13 protein-coding genes are annotated in these 14,119 nt (G+C 60.5%); 8 read left to right on the top strand and 5 right to left on the bottom strand.

Translation table 11 applies throughout. The annotated features are described in order from the left end of the window. Positions 1-30: 30 nt before the first annotated feature. From murC to mutT, 8 genes are all read left to right on the top strand, one after another. Positions 31-1,485 (top strand): UDP-N-acetylmuramate--L-alanine ligase, encoded by a 1,455-nt coding sequence (murC, locus tag AB5Y91_RS14820; RefSeq protein ID WP_171276948.1) that lies wholly within the window; start codon positions 31-33, stop codon positions 1,483-1,485. A 97-nt stretch (positions 1,486-1,582) separates the two neighbouring features. Continuing rightward, complete coding sequence (locus tag AB5Y91_RS14815) at positions 1,583-2,335, top strand: cell division protein FtsQ/DivIB (protein ID WP_025328455.1); 753 nt, start codon at positions 1,583-1,585, stop codon at positions 2,333-2,335. Further along, the gene (gene ftsA / locus AB5Y91_RS14810; RefSeq protein WP_025328454.1) at positions 2,316-3,575 is read left to right on the top strand and encodes a cell division protein FtsA; all 1,260 of its coding nucleotides are present in this window, start codon (positions 2,316-2,318) and stop codon (positions 3,573-3,575) included. The genes AB5Y91_RS14815 and ftsA overlap by 20 nt, the downstream gene beginning before the upstream one ends. Before the next feature lie 39 nt (positions 3,576-3,614). Beyond that, positions 3,615-4,766: a cell division protein FtsZ gene (gene ftsZ, locus AB5Y91_RS14805; protein WP_005305686.1), complete on the top strand. Its 1,152-nt coding sequence runs from the start codon at positions 3,615-3,617 to the stop codon at positions 4,764-4,766. Positions 4,767-4,867: 101 nt separating this feature from the next. Beyond that, on the top strand, positions 4,868-5,791 hold the full coding sequence (lpxC, locus tag AB5Y91_RS14800) for a UDP-3-O-acyl-N-acetylglucosamine deacetylase (protein ID WP_041204903.1): 924 nt from the start codon (positions 4,868-4,870) through the stop codon (positions 5,789-5,791). 140 nt (positions 5,792-5,931) lie between these two features. Then, positions 5,932-6,837 carry a M23 family metallopeptidase gene (locus AB5Y91_RS14795; RefSeq protein ID WP_025328452.1) on the top strand — a complete coding sequence of 302 codons (906 nt, stop codon included), beginning with the start codon at positions 5,932-5,934 and terminating at the stop codon, positions 6,835-6,837. Positions 6,838-6,894: 57 nt separating this feature from the next. After that, on the top strand, positions 6,895-9,615 hold the full coding sequence (gene secA / locus AB5Y91_RS14790) for a preprotein translocase subunit SecA (protein ID WP_111911128.1): 2,721 nt from the start codon (positions 6,895-6,897) through the stop codon (positions 9,613-9,615). A gap of 155 nt (positions 9,616-9,770) precedes the next feature. Then, positions 9,771-10,175, top strand: coding sequence for an 8-oxo-dGTP diphosphatase MutT (mutT, locus tag AB5Y91_RS14785; RefSeq protein WP_111911126.1), 405 nt, complete (start codon positions 9,771-9,773; stop codon positions 10,173-10,175). 74 nt (positions 10,176-10,249) lie between these two features. On the opposite strand, the gene yacG is transcribed toward mutT, so the two are convergent. The 5 genes from yacG to AB5Y91_RS14760 form a co-directional block, all read right to left on the bottom strand. After that, positions 10,250-10,444: a DNA gyrase inhibitor YacG gene (gene yacG / locus AB5Y91_RS14780; RefSeq protein ID WP_025328449.1), complete on the bottom strand. Its 195-nt coding sequence runs from the start codon at positions 10,442-10,444 to the stop codon at positions 10,250-10,252. A 9-nt stretch (positions 10,445-10,453) separates the two neighbouring features. Continuing rightward, entirely contained in the window at positions 10,454-11,176 is a 723-nt protein-coding gene (zapD, locus tag AB5Y91_RS14775) for a cell division protein ZapD (RefSeq protein ID WP_162520171.1), read from the bottom strand. 37 nt (positions 11,177-11,213) lie between these two features. Continuing rightward, positions 11,214-11,828 (bottom strand): dephospho-CoA kinase, encoded by a 615-nt coding sequence (coaE, locus tag AB5Y91_RS14770; protein ID WP_368170149.1) that lies wholly within the window; start codon positions 11,826-11,828, stop codon positions 11,214-11,216. A gap of 18 nt (positions 11,829-11,846) precedes the next feature. Then, entirely contained in the window at positions 11,847-12,719 is an 873-nt protein-coding gene (locus tag AB5Y91_RS14765; protein ID WP_368170148.1) for an A24 family peptidase, read from the bottom strand. A gap of 80 nt (positions 12,720-12,799) precedes the next feature. Next, entirely contained in the window at positions 12,800-14,041 is a 1,242-nt protein-coding gene (locus AB5Y91_RS14760) for a type II secretion system F family protein (protein ID WP_106885656.1), read from the bottom strand. Positions 14,042-14,119 lie beyond the last annotated feature (78 nt).

Below are 14,119 nucleotides of genomic sequence, written 5' to 3'. Positions count from 1 at the left end.
ACCGCTGACGGCAGACTTGAAGAGAGAGCTATGACCAAGGTTGAACTGGCAAAACTGCGTACCGTGATCCCCGAAATGCGCCGCGTGCGTCGCATCCACTTCATCGGCATAGGTGGTGCCGGTATGGGCGGGATCGCCGAGGTGCTTGCCAACGAGGGCTACCAGATTTCCGGCTCCGATCTGTCCCGCAATGCGGTGACAGAGCGGCTCGCGTCCCTGGGGGCCCATATCTTCGTGGGGCACAGTGCCGAGCACGTGAACGAGGCGAGCGTGGTGGTGGTCTCTACCGCCATCAAGCAGGACAACCCCGAGTTGCTGGCTGCCCGTGAGCTGCGCATTCCCGTGGTGCGCCGTGCCGAGATGCTGGCCGAGCTGATGCGCTTCCGCCACGGGGTTGCCGTCGCCGGCACCCACGGCAAGACCACCACCACCAGCCTGGTGGCGAGCATCTATGCCGAAGCCGACCGTGACCCGACCTTCGTCATCGGCGGTCTGCTCAACAGCGCCGGCACCAACGCCCGCCTGGGCAGCAGCCGCTACCTGATCGCCGAGGCGGACGAGAGCGACGCCTCCTTCCTGCATCTGCAACCCATGGTCTCCATCGTGACCAACATCGAAGCAGATCACATGGACACCTATGGCGGCGACTTCTCCAAGCTCAAGGCCACCTTCATCGACTTTCTGCACAACCTGCCGTTCTACGGTCTGGCCGTGGTGTGTGTGGATGACCCCGTGATCCGTGGCATGCTGCCGGAGATCGCCCGTCCGACCCTGACCTACGGCCTTGCCGAGGATGCCGACGTACAGGTGCTGGACTTTGTGCAGACCAGCAACCGCAGCCGCTTCCGGGTGCGCCGCAAGGATGCTGGCGAGCTGACCGTGACCCTGAATCTGCCGGGCATTCACAACGCCCTCAACGCCGCCGCCGCCATCGCGGTCGCGACCGAAGACGGCATTGGCGATGAGGCCATCATCCAGGCGCTCGCCAAGTTTGAAGGTGTGGGTCGCCGCTTCCAGCAATATGGCGAGTTCGAGACGGGGCGTGGCAAGGCCATGCTGGTGGACGACTACGGCCACCACCCGAGCGAAGTCAAGGTGACCATCAATGCCGCCCGCGCCGGCTGGCCCGAGAAGCGACTGGTGATGGTGTTCCAGCCGCACCGTTACAGCCGGACCCGGGATCTCTATGAAGATTTCGCCGACGTGCTCTCCAAGGTGGATGTGCTGGTGATGCTGGAGGTGTATGCCGCCGGTGAAGAGCCGATCCCGGGGGCCGATGGCCGTGCCCTGTGCCGCTCCATCCGTTCTCGCGGCACCCTGGAACCCATCTTTGTCGCAACCCCTGACGATGTGCCGGCCGTGCTGGCCGACCTGATCGGCGAGGGGGATCTGGTGCTGACTCAGGGCGCCGGTAACGTCGGGGCACTGGCCCGCCGTCTCGGTGAGATGAAATTGAGCGTGGATAGCATGAAATCCGGTGCCTGAGGGCCCAATGAGTATTTTGACCGCCAAGCCGAGGCCTATATAATGGCGAACCGGTCTGCAAGTGGCCGGCATGGCGCGTTATACGGGGATAGATCGGGTGGAGGCAAGGGCACAAGGGCGCACCAAGGGGGGCTTCATCGCCGGGGTGGCATTTTTCATCCTGGTCATGTGGGGGCTCTACCAGACTGCGCTGGATGTTAAAGACTGGCTGACAGATGCCAGTCGGTTGCCCATGAGCGAGCTGTTGCTGCAGGGGCAACACGAATATTTGAAAGCCGATGAGTTGCGCGCCGCCGTGCTGGATGGCGCCGAGTTGCGCAACTTCTTCGAGTTGGACGTGAACGAATTGCAGGGGCGGTTGAACGCCCTGCCCTGGGTGGCCCAGGTCTCGGTACGCAAGAAGTGGCCGAACAAGATCAAGGTCTACCTCACCGAACAGGCTGTGGCGGCACGCTGGAACGGCAACCGCTTCGTCAACACCAAGGGTGAGGTGTTCAGTGCACCGGACAGGGTGAAGAAACCCCTGATGCAGTTGTCCGGGCCCGATGATCAGGCCGCCAAGGTGCTGGAAGCCAGCCATCAGTACGAGACGCTGCTGGCGGCCAAGGGATACAAGTTGTTGGGGGTGAATCTGACTCCCCGCCATGCCTGGGAACTGACCCTGGATGGCAACATTCAGCTGTTCGTGGGGCGCTCGGATATCGCGCTTCGCCTGCAGCGGTTTATCGATGCCTTTCCGGTCATCGAACCCCGTGAGCGGGTTGCTTACGTGGATCTTCGATACGACACCGGAATGGCAGTTGGCTGGAAGAAAAGCGAAGAGAAAGTGAATGACCAACACCGCAGATAGAAATTTGATTGTCGGACTGGATATCGGCACGACCAAGGTGGCGGTACTGGTTGGCGAAGTATTGCCCGATGGCGAACTCAATGTCATCGGCATGGGCAGCCACGCTTCTCGCGGGATGGAGAAGGGCGGGGTCAATGACCTCGACTCCGTGGTCAAGTCCCTGCGCCGCGCGGTGGAAGAGGCCGAGATGATGGCCGACTGCCAGATAAGCTCCGTCTATCTGGGGCTGTCCGGCAAGCACATCGATTGCCGCAACGAAACCGGCATGGTGCCCATCTCCGATGAAGAGGTGACCCAGGAGGACGTGGACAACGTCATCCACACCGCCAAGTCGGTGCGACTGTCGGACGAACTGCGGGTGCTGCACGTGCTGCCCCAGGAGTTCGCCATCGACTATCAGGAAGGCATCAAGAATCCGGTCGGTCTCTCCGGCGTGCGGATGGCGGCCAAGGTGCACCTGATCACCTGCCACAACGACATGGCTCGCAACATCGAGAAGTGTGTGGAGAAGGTGGGTCTGCGAGTGGATCAGCTGATCTTTTCGGCCCTGGCTTCCAGCTATGCCGTGCTGACCGAAGACGAGAAGGAGCTGGGTGTCTGCGTGGTGGACATAGGTGGCGGTACCATGGACATGTCGCTGTTTACCGGCGGTGCCCTGCGTCACACCAAGGTGATCCCGTACGCCGGCAGCACTGTGACCAGCGACATCGCCTACGCCTTCGGCACACCGCCGCTGGACGCCGAAGCGATCAAGGTGCGCTACGGTTGCGCCCTCGGCCGCCTGGTCAGCAAAGAAGACAATATTGAAGTCCCCAGTGTCGGCGGTCGCCCGGCGCGTAGCCTGCAACGGCAGACACTGGCTGAAGTGATTGAACCCCGTTACACGGAATTGCTCTCCATGGTGAATGACGAGCTGGTACGGGTGCAGAGCGAATTGAAGGCACAGGGGGTCAAGCATCAGCTGGCGGCCGGTGTGGTATTGACCGGTGGCGCGGCCCAGATCGAAGGCATTGTGGAGTGCGCAGAGCAGATCTTCCAGAGCCAGGTCCGGGTGGGCGAACCCATGAACATTCGGGGATTGAGCGATTACGTGCAGGCACCTGTGTACTCGACCGCGGTCGGGCTGCTGCAGTACGGCCGTACCAATCAATCCACCGGCAGTAGCAAGGAATATGCCGCCAAGGCAAGCGTAGGTGGGCTGGTCAAACGGGTCAGCAACTGGTTGCGTGGCGAGTTCTAAAGATTTTGCGTCAGTCAGCAAATAAAGCGGAGAGACAACATGTTTGAATTTATGGATAGCCACACTGACGAAGCCGTCATCAAGGTGATAGGTGTGGGTGGCGGCGGCGGCAACGCAGTCGAACACATGGTTCGTCAAAACATCGAGGGTGTTGAGTTCATTACCGTCAACACCGACGCCCAGGCACTGCGCAACTCCAGTGCCAACACGACTCTGCAGATCGGCGGTGGTATCACCAAGGGTCTGGGAGCCGGAGCCAATCCGGAAGTGGGCCGTGATGCCGCCATGGAAGACAGGGAAGCGCTGCGTGAGCTGCTGACCGGTTCAGACATGGTGTTCATCGCCGCCGGCATGGGTGGTGGTACAGGTACGGGTGCCGCACCTATCGTGGCCGAAGTGGCCCGCGAGATGGGTATCCTGACCGTCGCCGTCGTGACCAAGCCGTTCTCCTTCGAAGGGAAGAAGCGGATGGGCTTCGCCGCTCACGGTATCGAGGAGCTGTCCAAGAACGTCGACTCCCTGATCACCATCCCCAACGACAAGTTGCTGAAGGTGCTGGGTCGTGGCATCTCCCTGCTGGACGCCTTCAAGGCGGCCAACGATGTACTGCTGGGTGCGGTACAGGGCATTGCCGAGCTGATCACCCGTCCGGGCCTGATCAACGTCGACTTCGCGGACGTGCGTACCGTGATGCGCGAGATGGGTACCGCCATGATGGGTACCGGCTCCGCCTCCGGTGATGACCGTGCCGAAGAAGCGGCCGAGAAGGCCATCTCCAGCCCGCTGCTGGAAGACGTGGATCTGGCCGGTGCCCGTGGCATCCTGGTCAACATCACCGCCGGCATGGACATGACCATCGAAGAGTTCGAAACCGTGGGTAACGCGGTCAAGGCCTTCGCCTCCGAGAACGCCACCGTAGTGGTGGGTACCGTAATCGACCCGGAAATGCACGACGAACTGCGGGTCACCGTGGTGGCTACCGGCATCGGTGCCGAGCGCAAGCCCGACATCACGCTGGTCAAGAACAACATGGTACAAGAGCGTCCGGCCCGTCAGCCCCTGATCAGCGAAGCCCTGCAGTCTCGCGTGATGGAAGAGGCCCCGGCCAAGGTGGTGAACGCCGAGCCGCAAGCTCGTCGCGAACCGGATTATCTCGATATTCCTGCGTTCCTGCGCAAGCAAGCTGACTAAGTCTCGCATGGACCTGGTTTGTTTGTTGCTTAAGGATTGTGCTAAGATGGCCCGGCAACGACCATCTGGTCAGGAATTTGAGCTGTTAAGCGGATACGCCCATGATTAGACAAAGAACCTTGAAAACGAGTGTCCAGGCCACCGGTGTGGGCCTGCATTCGGGCCGGAAAGTCACAATGACGTTCCGTCCGGCGCCTGTGAACACAGGGATCGTTTACTTGCGTACCGATCTGAATCCTGTGGTCGCGCTGCCAGCCAACGCCGATCAGGTGCGTGATACCGTGCTTTGTACCGCTCTGGTAAACGAAGCCGGTGTCCGCGTGTCAACCATCGAACACCTCTCTGCCGCCCTGGCCGGGATGGGGATCGACAACCTCTATGTCGAGGTTGATGCCCCCGAGATCCCGGTGATGGATGGCAGTGCGCACCCGTTCATCTACCTGCTGCAAGAAGTGGGTATACGTGAGCAGAATGCGCCCAAGCAGTTCGTGCGGATCAAGCAGAGTGTGCGGGTTGAAGACGGCGACAAGTGGGCGGAATTCCACCCCTATCGCAACGGCTTCAAAATGGATCTCGAGATCGATTTCCAGCATCCGGTATTTGAAGGCCGCAACCAGCGTTGCGTGCTGGATTTCTCCGGTGCCTCTTTCGTGAAAGAGATCAGCCGTGCCCGTACCTTCGGCTTCATGCGTGACATCGAGTACCTGCGTTCCCAGAACCTGGCCCTGGGCGGAAGCCTGGAAAACGCCGTGGTACTGGATGACTATCGGGTGCTGAACGAAGATGGTCTGCGTTACGAGGACGAGTTCGTCAAGCACAAGATGCTGGATGCCATCGGTGACCTCTATATGTGCAACCGCAGCATCATCGGCGAATTCCGTGCCTACAAGACGGGCCATGCCCTGAACAACAAACTGCTGCGTGCCTTGCTGGCCAAGCAGGAGGCCTGGGAACTGGTGACCTTCGAGGGTGAGGGCGACAAAGCGCCCATCGCTTACTACGATAACGGTCTGGTTCTGGCCTGATAGCTGTGCAACAGGACGTCGGTCATCTCTCCGCACCGACGTCCTGTCATTTGTTTATTCCATCCTTTAATACCGATTATCTCCCGGTTTTATTGCCCGTGCAGGCTCCTGGCCTCACCTGACCGAGAAGACAGATTTCTATGAGCATTACCCTGATCCTCAACGGTAAGCAGCGCCGCAAGTTGCACTTACCCAAACAACGTCTGGCCTGGGTCGGCGGTATCCTCTTCACTGTATTGGCACTGAGTGGTGGTTGGCTCTGGCAGAGCTGGCACCAGAAAATGGAGGCGTTGGAAGTCGCGCTGGCCATGGCCGAACAGCAAAAATCCACGCAAGGGGCCGATGAAGCCCGTGAACAGCTTGCCATGCTGGCCGCCCAGGTGGGCACCATGCAGGGGCAGCTCGGTCGCCTCAACGCGCTCGGCGAGCGTCTGACCGAGAAGGCAGACCTCGATCCCGACGAGTTCAATTTCAAGGAGCTGCCCCCCATGGGCGGCCCTTCCTATGACGAAGAGCTGGAAGTGAACCTGGGCGAGCTGCAAGCCTCCATGAAACACCTCAGCCAGCAGCTCAGCAGCCGTGAAGAACAGCTGTCGGTACTTGAATCTTTCATCATGAATCACCATATCACCGATGCCGGTTTCATCTCGGGTTCACCGGTGAAGCAGGAGCGAGTCTGGATCTCCTCCGGGTTCGGTGGGCGGGTTGACCCGTTCAACGGTCGCGCCAAGATGCACAAGGGGGTGGATTTTCGTGGCAAGCCTGGCACTCCCATCCTGGCAACCGGCAAGGGGATCATCAGCTGGGCAGGCCGCCACCCGCAATTTGGCAACATGGTGGAGATAGACCATGGCAATGGTCTGGTGACCCGTTATGCCCACAACTCCAAGTTGTTGGTGGATGTGGGCACCCTGGTCGATGAGGGCCAGAAGATTGCCTTGATGGGGCGTACCGGTCGTGCGACCGGGGTCCATCTGCATTACGAAGTGTTGAAAGATGGTCGTCAGGTCAACCCCGCACGCTTTCTGAATGCCAGACGGGGTTAGGTTTTTTCTTCAGGTTCCAGTGACGGAACGCTTATATAACCAAAACAGTTGGTACACATGATTAGCACACTGCTCACCAAGATTATCGGCAGCCGGAACGACAGAACGCTCAAGGCTTTGCGCAAAATTGTAAAACAGATCAATGCGATGGAGCCTCAGTTCGAGGCCTTGTCCGATGGCGAGCTGCAGGCGAAGACCGCCGAGTACCGTCAGCGCCTGGAGCAGGGTGAGACCCTGGAGCAGCTGTTGCCGGAAGCGTTCGCCACAGTGCGCGAGGCGTCCCGCCGGGTGTTCGGCATGCGTCACTTCGACGTGCAGCTGATCGGCGGCATGGTGCTGAACTCCAACCGCATCGCCGAGATGAAGACGGGTGAAGGTAAGACGCTGACTGCTACTCTGCCGGCCTATCTGAACGCGTTGACCGGTCGCGGTGTGCACGTGGTGACGGTGAATGACTATCTGGCCAAGCGTGATGCGGAGGCGAACCGCCCGCTGTTCACCTTCCTCGGCATGACGGTCGACTGCAACGTGCCCGGCATGGATGCGTCCCAGAAGCGCGACGCCTACGCCGCCGACATCACTTACGGTACCAACAACGAATTCGGTTTCGACTACCTGCGCGACAACATGGCGTTCTCGCCGGAGCAGCGCGTGCAGCGCCCGCTCAACTACGCGCTGGTGGATGAGGTGGATTCGGTGCTCATCGATGAAGCCCGTACCCCGCTGATCATCTCGGGTCCGGCGGAAGACAGCTCCGCCATGTATACCCAGATCAACAAGCTGATCCCGCTGCTGGTCAAGCAGGACAAGGAAGACTCGGAAGAGTATACCGGCGACGGCCACTACACTGTGGACGAGAAGAACCGCCAGGCGCTGCTGACCGAAAACGGCCAGATCTTCGTGGAAGAGCTGCTCAAGAAAGAGGGGCTGCTGGCGGAAGAGGACTCCCTGTTCTCCGCCACCAACATCAGCCTGCTGCACCACGTCAACGCCGGCCTGCGTGCCCATACCCTGTTTGAACGCAACGTCGACTACATAGTCCAGAAGGACGAGATCGTCATCGTCGACGAGCACACCGGCCGTACCATGCCGGGTCGTCGCTGGTCCGACGGCCTGCACCAGGCGGTCGAGGCGAAGGAAGGGGTCAAGATCCAGAACGAGAACCAGACCCTGGCCTCCATCACCTTCCAGAACTACTTCCGTCTCTATGACAAGCTGGCGGGGATGACGGGGACTGCGGATACCGAAGCCTTTGAATTCCAGCAGATTTATGGTCTGGATACCGTGGTCATTCCGACCAACAAGCCGATGGTGCGCAAGGACATGGGCGATCTGGTCTATCTGACCGCCCAAGAAAAATACGCCGCCATCGTCGAAGACATCCGTGGTTGCGTCGAGCGTGGTCAGCCGGTGCTGGTCGGTACCGTCTCCATCGAGAACTCCGAACTGCTGTCCGGCATCCTGACCAAGGAGAACATCCCGCACAAGGTGCTGAACGCCAAGTTCCACGCCATGGAAGCGGAAATCGTTGCCCAGGCCGGTCAGACCGGCGCCGTCACCATAGCCACCAACATGGCCGGTCGTGGTACCGACATAGTGCTGGGGGGCAACTGGCAGGCCGAGATCGCCGCGCTGGAGAACCCGACCAGCGAGCAGATTGCCGAGCTGAAAGCGGCCTGGCAGGTGCGTCACGACGCCGTGCTGGCCTCTGGCGGCCTGCACATTATCGGTACCGAGCGTCACGAATCCCGCCGTATCGACAACCAGCTGCGCGGCCGTTCCGGCCGTCAGGGTGACCCGGGCTCCTCCCGCTTCTATCTCTCCATGGAAGATACCCTGATGCGGATCTTCGCCTCCGATCGCGTGACCGGCATGATGAAGAAGCTGGGCATGGAAGAGGGCGAGGCCATAGAGCATCCCTGGGTGACCAAGGCCATCGAGAATGCTCAGCGCAAGGTGGAAGGTCGCAACTTCGACATCCGTAAGAACCTGCTCGAATTCGATGACGTGGCGAACGACCAGCGCAAGGTGGTCTATGAGCAGCGCAACGAGCTGCTGGACACCAACGACATCTCCGACACCATCCACGTCATCCGCGATGACGTCTATGGCAGCGTGATCGACGAGTACATTCCGCCCCAGTCCCTGGAAGAGATGTGGGATGTGCCGGGTCTGGAAGCGCGCCTGAAGTCCGATTTCGCGCTGGATCTGCCGCTGCAGCAGTGGCTGGCGGAAGACGACAAGCTCTATGAAGAGAAGCTGCGCGAACGCATCCTGGAAGAGGCCACCAAGCTCTATGCCCACAAGCAGGAGCTGGTTGGCGTCGATGTGCTGCGCAACTTCGAGAAGGCGGTGATGCTGCAGACCCTGGATGGCCTCTGGAAGGAGCATCTGGCGGCCATGGATCATCTGCGTCAGGGCATTCATCTGCGCGGCTACGCCCAGAAGAACCCCAAGCAGGAGTACAAGCGCGAGTCCTTCGATCTGTTCACCCAGATGCTGGAAACCCTCAAGCGCGACGTGGTCAGCATCCTGAGCCGGGTTCAGGTGCAGGAGCGCGACGTAGAGGCGATGGAAGAGCAGCAGCGCCAGCAGGCGGAAGCGGCTCCCCGCACCTATACCCATGCCGCCGCCGAGAACCAGCTGGCCGACGAAGAGACCCAGGCCGACGCGGCGCCGGTGACCTTCGTGCGCGACGAGCAGAAGGTCGGTCGCAACGATCCCTGCCCCTGCGGATCAGGCAAGAAGTACAAGCATTGTCACGGTCAGTTGACCTGATTGACGTGATGCCATGACAAGGCGGGCCCGGTGCCCGCCTTGTTTTTGTCAGATGGCGACGCGAAATCGGATGTTAGGCATCATCGGCAGCTCACCCAGCCGGGTGTTGGGGTCATAGAGCAACCCGATCAGGCATTGAGTGCAAAGGTAACAAGATGGAACAGAAAAAGCGGATCTGGGTGGCGGTCGGCGTCATCGAGAATGAACGGGGCGATATCTTCATCGCCAAGCGCTCCTCCGATCGCCATCAGGGTGATCGCTGGGAGTTTCCCGGGGGCAAGGTGGAGTCGGGGGAAGACCTGCTCACCGCGCTCGACAGGGAGCTGTGGGAGGAGATAGGCATCCGGGTGCAGGATTGCGCCCCCTTCATGGAGCTGCACCACGACTATCCGGACAAGCAGGTGTTGCTGGATATCTGGAAGGTGACCCGCTTCCTGGGCGAGCCCTTTGGCAAGGAAGGGCAGGAGTGCCGCTGGGTGCCGCTGGCAGAGCTGCATAACTACCAGTTCCCCGATGCCAATGGCCCCATAGTGGCGCGGCTGCAGGCCGCGCTGGCGTGAGCCGGTCGCAAGAGACAATGAAAAAAGGGCCAATCGGCCCTTTTTTCATTTTGCAGAGGAGAAACCATCAGGGCTTATAGCCACTGGTCGCCCTCTTCCGGATCCGGCAGCAGATCCGGATTGATCTCCCCCGGGATCCGCTTCTCTTCATCGGCCCACTCGCCGAGATCGATCAGCTGGCAGCGCTTGCTGCAGAAGGGACGAAACGGGCTCTGGGGACCCCATTCCAGTTCAGTCTGGCAGGTCGGGCATTTTACCTTGGTTACCATGGGCCCTCCTTAGCAGCAGGCAAGCTGGAAAGGCACATCGCCAATCGGTTGTTCTGCGGTGGGCAGAAAACGCAGGGCGAAGCGGTTCTTGTGGCCGCTCAGGGTCGGGTAGCAGGACTGGGAGCCGATCAGACGGATGCGGATCAACTCGGCCCCCTCGGCGGTATCCTGGAAAAAGCCGTTGGTGGCAACCTGATCGCTGAAGTGGCCCGATTCACGCCACAGCCGCAGCAGCAGGGAGATGGCGTTCATCAGCAGGTTGATGTCGCTAAGCCATTGCTGCATCTGTTGATGGCGAGCCACTGCAGGCGTCACCAGCCAGTGGTGCAGTTGTGGCACGTCGAAGGCGCACAGGCCACCTGGAATGGAGAAGCGCTGGCGGATGGATCCGAGCAGACGATCCTCTTTCAGGCGGGCGCCGGGGCGTGGCGAATTGAGCAGGCTGCGGGAAAGCTGGGTGCTCTCCTGCTGCATCCGCTGGATCTGCTCGAGGTCAACGTCCGGCAGGCTGGCCCAATGGCTCAGACGCTGGCCGAGACGCTCCAGATCCTTGATCAGATCGGCGCGCAAATCACCGCGCTCCAGCAACTCCTGCAAATCGAACAACCCCTTGAAGAAGGCGATGTGTGCCCAGGACTGGTCACTCTCCAGATTGTCGCGGATCTGGGAAAACAGGGACTCCAGACGAAGATAGGTCCGGCTTTTTTCGTTGAGGGGAAAATCGTAAATCATGCCTAATCCTGGCCAGCCATAAACCGGCCTAGTGTACTCACACTTGGGGGGCTTGTTGAGAGGCAAATGCCAGATATGTCTCGTGCAGCGCTAAAATTCGCTCCCGTATGGTCTCAGTCGTGCCACTCTGGTTGTCCAGCACGTCATCGGCCATCGCCAGACGCTCGCTGCGGCTCGCCTGGGAGGCCAGTATGGCCTGGGCCTGCTCTCGGCTGACCCCGTCCCGGCGACAGGTTCGCTCTATCTGGGTCGCCTCATCCACGTCGATGACCAGCACTCTATCGGCCAGCTCGGTGAGCCGGTTTTCCACCAGCAAGGGCACCACCAGCAGGCAGTAGGGGGAGTTGGTAGCCGCGCATTGGCGCAGCATTTCGCTGCGGATGATCGGGTGGAGCAGGGCATTGAGCCAGGACTTGGCCGCCGGATCGCTGAAGATCCGCTCGCGCAGGGCTCGCCTGTCCAGTCGCCCCTGTTCATCCAGGATGCCGGGACCAAAATGGCTGACGATGGCAGTCAGTGATGGCGTGCCGGGCTCCACCACTTCGCGGGCAATCAGGTCGGCATCGACCACCTCTATCCCCAGGGCCGCAAACTGGTTGGCGACGGTCGTCTTGCCGCTGCCTATACCGCCGGTGATGGCTACCACATACATAGATTTGTGATCCCCTTGCTAGAGAACTATGTCCAGATACCAGCGGGTGATGTTATCCCCCCACAGCAGCGCTATCCAGCCCGCGATGGCGAGATAGGGGCCAAAGGGGATGGGTTTGCCCTGATGATGGTTGCGCAGCAGTATGAGCCCTATGCCGATGATGGCGCCGACCAGTGACGAGAGCAGCAGCACTATGGGCAGCGCCTGCCAGCCCAGCCAGGCACCGAGCGCCGCCAGCAGCTTGAAGTCGCCATGGCCCATCCCCTCCTTGCCGGTCAGCAACTTGAACGCCCAGTAGAGGCTCCAGAGAACCAGATAGCCAGCCATGGCACCGATCACCGCATCGGCCAGCGGCACTAAGCCCCCCGCCAGATTGAACAGCAGACCGCCCCACAGCAGCGGCAAGGTGAGTTGGTCCGGCAGCAACATCTTGTCCAGATCGATGAAGGTGAGGGCCATCAATACCCAGGTCAGCAAGAGCGCGGCCAGAGTGCCCCATCCCGGAGCCAGGGTCGCGGCGACGGCGACCGACAACAGGGCGGTCAGCAGCTCGACCAGGGGATAGCGGGCCGAGATAGGCGCCTTGCATTGCCGGCAGCGCCCCTTGAGCCAGAGCCAGCTCAACAGGGGGATGTTCTCCAGCGCGCCTATGGGGTGATCGCAGTGCGGGCAGCGGGAGCGCGGCACCATCAGGTTGTAGGGCTCGGCGGGGGAGGTGGCCACTTCGCTGCCGAAGTAGTCACTGTATTCGGCCTGCCACTCCCGCTCCAGCATGATGGGCAGGCGATGGATCACCACGTTGAGGAAGCTGCCAACCATCAGGGAGAAGAGAAAAACCAGGGAGAGATAGAGCCAGGGCAGGCCCTGGGCCAGTTCGATCAGAGGCACCATAAATCAACCGCTTGCGTTGAGAATCAGGATGGCAGAGGACCAGAACGAGCCATGCCCGCTGGTCGCTCTGCCGAAGGGGCTCAGTGTATCACAGAGCCCAGCTTGAAGATGGGGAGGTACATGGCGACGACCATGCCGCCGACCAGCACCCCCAGCACCACCATTATGATGGGCTCGAGCAGGCTGGTGAGACCATCGACCATGTCGTCCACCTCCTGCTCGAAGATGGCGGCGACCTTGGAGAGCATGTCGTCGATGGCGCCGGACTCTTCACCTATCATCACCATCTGGATCACCATGTCAGGGAACAGATCCACGGTGCGCATGGCGACGTTGATCTGCATGCCAGCCACGACCTCGTTGCGTATGGCCAGGGTAGCCGTGCGATAGACATAGTTGCCCGAGGCCCCGGCAGCGGAGACCAGGGCATCCACCAGGGGAATACCGGCGGAGAAGGTGGTGGAGAGGGTGCGGGCGAAACGGGCCATGGCCGCCTTGTGCAGTATGTTGCCAACGACCGGAATGGAGAGGATGAACTTGTCGGTGTTGTCACGTACCTTCTGGGAGCTGCGCCAGGCGCGCACATAGAGGAACACTGTCAGGGCTATGCCGCCGAAGATGGCGTACCACCAATCCTGCATGAAGCGGGAGATGGCAATGATGAATCGGGTGAAGGCGGGCAGCTCGGCCCCGAAGCTCTTGAAGATCTCTTCGAACTGGGGGATGACGAACAGCAACAGTATGGAGGTCACTATGATGGCGACCAGGATGACCATGGCGGGATAGAACATGGCCTTCTTTATTTTGGATTTGAGCGCCTCGCTCTTCTCGCGATAGATGGCAATCCGGTCGTAGATGGTTTCCAGCGCGCCTGACTGCTCCCCCGCCTCCACCAGATCACAGTAGAGGGCATCGAAGTGGCGGGGGTGGCGACGCAGCGCATCCGACAGGGGGGTGCCTGTCTCCACATCGGCGGCGATCTGGCCGATCAGCTCGCGTACTGCAGCTTTTTCGTGGCCGCGGGCGATGATCTGCAGGCTCTGCACCAGCGGCACACCGGCGGAGAGCATGGTGGTGATCTGGCGGGAGATGACGGCGATGTCCATCGGCTTGATCCTGGCGCCGCCCTTGGAAAACATCCCCTGGCCCTGCTTGCTTACCCTGGTGACATTGACGCCCTGCTTGCGCAGCTCCGCCTTGACGGTCGTAATGCTGTCGGCCTGCAACTCACCGGAAACCTTTTGTCCCTTGCGATTGACGCCGTGCCAGCGGAAGGAGAAGACCTTTTTTGGTGCATTCTGTTTTTGAGCTAATGTTGCCATCACTGCATCCTGCAATTGGGCGACGGTGGCCGGATGAGGGTGTTGCCTGTCCGGCTCATCTTGGCTTGAAGAACATCA

It is taken from the genome of Aeromonas sp. R4-3, from assembly GCF_040908275.1.
GTDB lineage: Bacteria > Pseudomonadota > Gammaproteobacteria > Enterobacterales > Aeromonadaceae > Aeromonas > Aeromonas rivipollensis.
The sequence above is the reverse complement of the archived record's forward strand: the minus strand, read 5'-3'. Positions and strand labels throughout refer to the sequence as shown.